Genomic DNA, 1,030 nt, shown 5'->3' with positions numbered 1-1,030 from the left:
CTTGTATCTTGATTGATATAGTGATTAGCTACCACTATACGCAAATTGTAGAGTTTGGAGTGCTGCTAAAATCTTAAATTTGAACCTGAGATAAAACCTACAATTTGCCCTTATCCCTCATACAACTCTGAACGGTAACTAAGCACTTTGATGCTGTATTCACAAGGTAAGATGATGGTTAATGGGATAAAAATCATAGCTTAAACTCAAGGAATATCACCATGATTATGCTAGGTATTGATGTCAGTAAAACCAAAATAGATTGTTGCATTTTCCCTCAAGGTTTGACTGGAAAAAGAAAAAATAAAATATTTACTAATACAGAAAGTGGCTTTGGCAGTCTGCTCAAATGGCTCATCACTCTTAAAATTGAACCTGATCAAGTGACAGCAATCATGGAAGCGACTTCGGTTTATCATGAGAATTTGGGATATTATCTATATGATGCAGGTGTAAAGGTTTGTGTGGCTAATCCTTCACGAGTAAGAGCCTTTGCCAAAGGCATGTCCATGCTAAATAAAACGGATAAAGCTGATAGTGAAGCTCTTTCACGTTATGGTTACACCGCAAAGTTAATCATATGGCAGCCTGAACCTGAAAATGTCAGATTATTAAAAGCTTTACTAGGCAGACGAGATGTCTATCTAGGTAGTCTATTGCAGGAAAAGAATCGACTTGAAAAGGCGCAGTCCACTCATACCTCCGTTGTTGTGATTAAATTACTTGAAGAGAATATTGAGTATTTAAATCAGCAACTTGAACATATTGATAAGTTAATAAATAATCACATAGATCAAGATCCAACATTGAAACAGGATTTGAAATTACTGCAAACTATTCCTTCAATCGGTGAACGATCAGGCTTATTACTGTTGGGGTTATTTCATTCGCACAAGTTTGAAAAAGCAAGTCAAGCTGCTGCATATGTAGGTTTGGTTCCAGTACATCAGTTGTCTGGCAGTTCAGTCAACAAGCAAAGTCACTTATCAAAAGCAGGTGACAGTAAAATACGCTCAGTATTGTATATGTC

General features: G+C 36.5%; 1 protein-coding gene. It reads left to right on the top strand.

Annotation, left to right across the window (positions count from 1 at the left end):
- Positions 1–221: 221 nt before the first annotated feature.
- The coding region (locus tag FTT85_RS18515; RefSeq protein ID WP_180184123.1) for a transposase at positions 222–1,030 on the top strand (809 nt) is incomplete at its 3' end.

It is taken from the genome of Acinetobacter sp. YH01020, from assembly GCF_013420275.1.
GTDB lineage: Bacteria > Pseudomonadota > Gammaproteobacteria > Pseudomonadales > Moraxellaceae > Acinetobacter > Acinetobacter amyesii.
Note: the sequence above shows the minus strand (reverse complement) of the source record. Positions and strands in the feature narration are given on the sequence as shown.